This window comes from Micrococcus sp. ACRRV, assembly GCF_022346985.1.
In the GTDB taxonomy this organism is placed as follows: domain Bacteria; phylum Actinomycetota; class Actinomycetes; order Actinomycetales; family Micrococcaceae; genus Micrococcus; species Micrococcus porci.
Map to the genome: position 1 here is coordinate 1 of NZ_JAKRNH010000135.1, position 5562 is coordinate 5562.

The 5562-nt window shown below is 74.4% G+C and carries 5 protein-coding genes; 3 read left to right on the forward strand and 2 right to left on the reverse strand.

Going from position 1 to position 5562, the window contains the following annotated elements:
• Positions 1–102 precede the first annotated feature (102 nt).
• Complete coding sequence (locus MHY29_RS11035) at positions 103–606, reverse strand: Lrp/AsnC family transcriptional regulator (RefSeq protein WP_239241242.1); 504 nt, start codon at positions 604–606, stop codon at positions 103–105.
• A 207-nt stretch (positions 607–813) separates the two neighbouring features.
• On the opposite strand from MHY29_RS11035, the gene MHY29_RS11040 reads away from it, so the two are divergent.
• The 3 genes from MHY29_RS11040 to MHY29_RS11050 are packed head-to-tail and all read left to right on the forward strand — an operon-like array spanning position 814 to position 4552.
• A complete protein-coding gene (locus tag MHY29_RS11040) occupies positions 814–1998 on the forward strand; it encodes a thiamine pyrophosphate-dependent enzyme (protein WP_239241243.1) in 1185 nt (394 codons plus the stop codon).
• 2 nt (positions 1999–2000) lie between these two features.
• A complete protein-coding gene (locus MHY29_RS11045) occupies positions 2001–3050 on the forward strand; it encodes an alpha-ketoacid dehydrogenase subunit beta (protein ID WP_239241244.1) in 1050 nt (349 codons plus the stop codon).
• Positions 3047–4552, forward strand: a complete 1506-nt coding sequence (locus MHY29_RS11050) for a dihydrolipoamide acetyltransferase family protein (RefSeq protein ID WP_239241245.1) — start codon at positions 3047–3049, stop codon at positions 4550–4552. The genes MHY29_RS11045 and MHY29_RS11050 overlap by 4 nt, the downstream gene beginning before the upstream one ends.
• Positions 4553–4623: 71 nt before the next feature.
• Here the strand turns inward: MHY29_RS11050 and MHY29_RS11055 are convergent, their stop codons facing one another.
• Entirely contained in the window at positions 4624–5529 is a 906-nt protein-coding gene (locus MHY29_RS11055; protein ID WP_239241246.1) for a phosphatase PAP2 family protein, read from the reverse strand.
• Positions 5530–5562 lie beyond the last annotated feature (33 nt).

A 5562-nucleotide genomic window follows, 5' to 3' on the forward strand; every position in this document is an offset into this window, starting at 1 on the left:
GACGGGGCGGTGCCCGGCGGGGTGGCGCCGGTGGTGCGGGATGACATGCGCCCCAGGATAGTGACCGCGCTCGGCCGCCCCCGCTGTGCGGCGACGGGCCGGTCAGCCGAACGCGGTGGGGGTGCGGGGGGCGTCCGCGCCCTCTTCCGGGGGCATGGTCTGGCCGGAGGCGTGGTCGTCGAAGATCATGTAGGTCTGCGTGTCCACGACGGCGGGCAGGGACTGGAGCTTCTCGAAGATCACGTGTCGCAGGTCGGCGGTGTCCCGGGCGCGCACCAGCAGGACGACGTCCATGTTCCCGCCGACCAGGGAGACGTGCCACACCTCGGGGATGGCCAGCAGGGCGGCGCGCAGCTCGCGCCAGTCGTGCTGGCGCAGCTTGAGCATGACGTGGGCGGACGCGGTGAAGCCGGTCTTCACGGGGTCCACGCGGGCGGAGAAGCCGGTGATGACGCCGGAGTCCTGGAGGCGGTTGAGGCGGGAGTAGCAGTGGGCGCGGGAGACGTGCACGCGCTCGGCCAGCGCGGCCACGGAGAGGCGGCCGTCCTGGGACAGCTCGCGGACGATCGCGCGGTCCACGCGGTCCAGGGGGGAGGATGTGCTCATGGCGGTCTCGCTTCGCTCACGGGACGGCGCCCGACGACGACGCCCGCGCACCTCCGGGAGGCGACGCACGGTCATCGTGAGACCCGTCACATCGGCAGGATGTCTTCCAGAATCCGGAAGATCCGAACGGTTGTCCACTGATTCTCCCATACCCGTCGACGAAGTGCCGGAACGCTCCACACTGGTGGCACAGATCGAGAGGACGCCATGACCAGCACCCGCCCCGGGCCGGCCACGCCCGACACGCGCACGGAGGCCGCCGCCGCCTTCGGCATCACCCTGGAGGAGTACCTGCTCCCGGCCGCCCGCCGGATCCAGCTGATCTCCCCTGAAGGCGAGCTGCTCCCCGCCGAGGAGCAGGGCACCGCCCCCGGCCACGAGTACCCGCTGCCCTCGGACGAGGAGCTCCTCGCCGCCTACCGGCACCTGGTCATCGGCCGCCGCGTGAACGACCAGGCCTACGCGCTCGTGCGCCAGGGCCGCATGGCCGTGTACCCGTCCTCCCACGGCCAGGAGGCCTCCGAGGTCGCCGCCGCCGTGTGCCTCGGCCAGGACGACTGGCTGTTCCCCACGTACCGCGACACCGTGGCCGTGATCGCGCGCGGCGTGGCTCCGCTCGACGTCATGGTCTCCTTCCAGGGCACCTGGCACCAGGGCTACGACCCGAAGGAGCACCGCGTCTCCGTCCAGTCGACCCCGCTCACCACCCAGCTGCTGCATGCCGTGGGCATGGCCAAGGCCGCCCGCCTGCGCGGCGAGGACGTCGTGTGCCTGGCCATGGTCGGCGACGGCGGCACCTCCGAGGGCGACTTCCACGAGGCCCTGAACTTCGCGGCCGTGTTCAAGCTGCCCGTGATCTTCCTCGTGCAGAACAACAAGTTCGCCATCTCCGTGCCCTTCGCGAAGCAGTCGGCGGCCCCGTCCCTGGCCCACAAGGCCGTGGGCTACGGACTCGCCGGCGAGCGCGTGGACGGCAACGACCTCGCCGCCCTGCTCGCCGTGCTCGGCCGCGCCGTGGACCTGTGCCGCGAGGGCAAGGGCCCGTTCCTCGTCGAGGCGGACACCTACCGCATGCAGGCCCACACCAACACCGACGACCCCACCCGCTACCGCGAGGACTCCGAGGTGAAGGAGTGGGAGGTGCGCGATCCGCTGCGCCGGATGACCGCCTACCTCGAGTCCACCGGCGCCCTCACCGCGGAGGTCTCCGCCTCCATCGCGAAGGACGCCGAGGATGTGGCCCAGCAGCTGCGCGACGCCATGAACGCCGACGTGGAGCTCGACCCCCTCGAGCTGTTCGACCACGTGTACTCCGTGCAGACCCCCCAGCTCGCCGCCCAGCGCGCGCAGCTGGCCGAGGAGCTGTCCCGTTCCGAGAACAAGGAGGCCTGAGCATGGCGACCCTGACCTTCGCCGCCGCGCTCAACGCGGCGCTGGCCGACGAGATGGCCGCCGACGACATGGTGGTGGTGTTCGGCGAGGACGTCGGCACCCTCGGCGGCGTCTTCCGCATCACCGACGGTCTGACGCGGCGCTTCGGCGACGAGCGCTGCTTCGACACCCCGCTGGCCGAGTCGGGCATCGCCGGCATGGCCGTGGGCATGGCCCTCGGCGGCGCCCGCCCGGTGATCGAGATGCAGTTCGACGCCTTCGCCTACCCCGCCTTCGAGCAGGTCGCCTCGCACGTGGCCAAGATGCGCAACCGCACCAAGGGCGGCGCGCCGATGCCGATCGTCATCCGCATTCCCTACGGCGGCGGCATCGGCGGCGTGGAGCATCACTGCGACTCCTCGGAGTCCTACTACGCCCACACCCCGGGCCTGAAGGTGTACACCCCGGCCTCCGTGAAGGACGCGTACCTGATGCTGCGCTCCGCCATCCGCCTGGACGACCCGGTGGTGTTCATGGAGCCGAAGAAGATGTACTGGACCAAGGCCGACCTGGACCTCGACGAGCTCCGCGCCGAGTTCGACGAGCAGTGGGCCCGCGCGCAGGAGAAGACCGCGCAGGGTGAGGCCTGGGCGCGCGCCGCCGTCGTCCGCCAGGGCGCCGACGTCACCCTGGTGTCCTACGGCCCGTCCGTGCCCACCTGCCTCGCCGCCGCTCAGGCGGCCGCGGAGGAGGGCCTCTCGGTGGAGGTCGTGGACCTGCGCACCGTGAACCCGCTGGACGAGGACACCATGGCCGCGTCCGTGGCCAAGACCGGTCGCGCCGTCGTCGTCGCCGAGCCGCAGGGCTTCGCGTCCGTGGCCTCCGAGCTGGTGGCCCGCATCCAGCAGCGCTGCTTCCACTCGCTGGCGGCGCCCGTGGGCCGCGTGACCGGCTTCGACATCCCGTTCCCCGCGCCGAAGCTCGAGGAGCACCACCTGCCCAACGTCGACCGCATCCTGGACGCGATCGACGACCTGAACTGGGACCTGGACGCCGAGGAGGCCCGCGCATGAGCAACACCTTCCTGCTGCCCGACCTGGGCGAGGGCCTGACCGAGGCCGACATCGTCCGCTGGCTCGTGGCCGAGGGCGACGAGGTCGCCGTCGACCAGCCGATGGTCGAGGTCGAGACCGCCAAGGCGCTCGTCGAGGTGCCCAGCCCCTTCGCCGGCACCGTGCTCACCCTGCACGGCGCCGAGGGCGAGACCATGGAGGTCGGCGCGCCCCTGATCACGGTCGGCGCCGTCGGCGAGTCCGCCGGCGACGCTCCGCCCCCGTCCTCCGCGGCCGACGCCGGCACCGCCCCCGCGGCGGACGGCGCCGTCCCCGGCGCGCTCAGCTACCGCGAGGAGGAGCGCGCGGGCGTCCAGCCGAAGCCGGACAAGGCCCGTGGCGGCGACGGCGACGTGGCCGGCTCCGACGACGAGGCCTCCGGCGCCGTGCTCATCGGCTACGGCACCTCCGGCCACACCGCCACCTCCCGCTCGCGTCCGTCCAAGCGCGCCCGCGTCGGCGCCGGCACGACCCAGGCCGCTGCGGGTGCCGCCCCCGCCGCGTCGGGCCGCGCCCCGCGCGTGACCTCCCCGATCGTCCGCAAGCTCGCCCGCGAGCGCGGCGTCGATGTGGCCACCCTGACCGGCACCGGCCCGGACGGCCTCATCACCCGCGCCGACGTGCTGGGCGCGGCCGGGGGCGCATCCGCCCCGCAGGACGCCCAGGCCCCCGCGCCGGTGCAGGCCGCCCCGGCCCCGTCGGCCGCCGCCCAGGCCCCCGCCGTCGCGGCGGGCGCCACGGACGCGCGCACCGGCCTGGCCGTCGTCGCCCGCACCCCGATCTCGGGCGTGCGCAAGGTGATCGCGGACCAGCTCTCCCGCTCGCGCCGCGAGGTCCCCGACGTCACGGCGTGGCTGGACGTGGACGTCACCGCGCTGCTGGAGCTGCGCGCGCAGCTCAAGGCGAAGGACCCGGAGAACGCCCCGAGCCTGCTCGGCCTGATCGCCCGCTTCACCCTGGCCGGCCTGCGCCGCTACCCGGTGATGAACGCGCGCATCGAGGCCGGCGCGGACGGGAAGGACGAGATCGTCGAGGTCGACGGCGTGCACCTCGGCCTGGCGGTGCAGACCGACCGCGGCCTCATGGTGCCCTCCGTGGAGCACGCGGAGAAGCTATCGGCGGACGAGCTCACCGCCGCGATCAACGACACCGTCAGCCGTGCCCGCGCGGGCAGGGCCGCTCCGGCCGAGCTCACCCGCGGCACGTTCACGCTGAACAACTACGGCCCGCTCGGCACCGACGGTGCGACCCCGATCCTGAACATCCCCGAGGTGGGCATGCTCGGCATCGGCCGCATCATCGACCGCCCCTGGGTCGTGGACGGCGAGATCGTGGTCCGCAAGGTCACCGAGATGACCGTGACCTTCGACCACCGCGTCACCGACGGCGCCACCGCGAGCGCGTTCCTGACGTTCGTGGCGGACTGCCTGAACGACCCGCAGGCCGCGCTCGCGCGGATCTGAGGGCCGACGCACGGCCGAGGACCGGCGTCGCCCCCGTGGGGCGGCGCCGGTCCCCACTGCTCTCCGGGTCCTCAGCGCTGTTCGGCGCGGCGCAGGCCGGTCAGCAGGGCGGCGCAGAGCACGAGGGCGGGCGCGCCGCTGAGCAGCGCCCCGGCGGGGGCCGCCAGCGGGTGCGGGTCCGCGCTCACGGCCGGGGAGCCCAGGGTTGCGACGGCGAGTCCCAGGCCCACGAGCACACCGGCGACGCCGAGCGTCCAGAGCATCCGCTCCACGGCGAGAGCGGCCCGGGAGGCGTGGCGCGGATGGCGGTCCGCCGCGCGTCGCCAGGGGGCCACGAGGACGGCCCAGAAGGCCGCGACCCCGAACGCCGCGGCCATGTCCGAGGGACGGTGCCAGGCCTCCAGGTAGGCGGCCGAGCCGGTGAGCGCGGTGGCCCCGGCGCCCACGACGGCCACCGCCGGGCGCCAGCGCGCGGGCACCAGCAGGAGCGCGGCCACGGCGGCCGAGGCCGCGAGCGTCGTGTGGCCGGAGGGCAGCGAGTTCCCGCCCGCCCAGGGCACGTGGTTGGCGAACGACGGCCGCCCCAGGGACTCCTTGAGGGCCTGCGTGCCCACATTGGCCCCGGCCAGCGCCACCAGCGCGACGACACCCCGCCGCCGCGTCCGCCGCGGGATCAGGCAGGCCAGCGCCGCGAGCGTGGCGGCGCCCGCCAGGACCACTGGCAGCACCGTGAGGATCCGCTGGGCCGGGCCCGTGGAACGGGTGCCCCAGCGGTCCTCCACGGCGTGGAACACCTGGTACTCCAGCAGCTGCCCGCCGGAGGTCCCCACGAACACGGCGTGGACCAGCGCCACGACGCCGGCCGCCGCCGCGAGCCCGAGCAGCCACGCCCAGCGCGACCCGCGGGGGCGGCGCGAGGACGCCGCGGGGCGCGCGGCGGCGTCGGCGGGGGAGCCGGGCGGGGGCGTGACGGTCATGCCCACCATTGTGGGACAGCCCCCTGAAGGAGG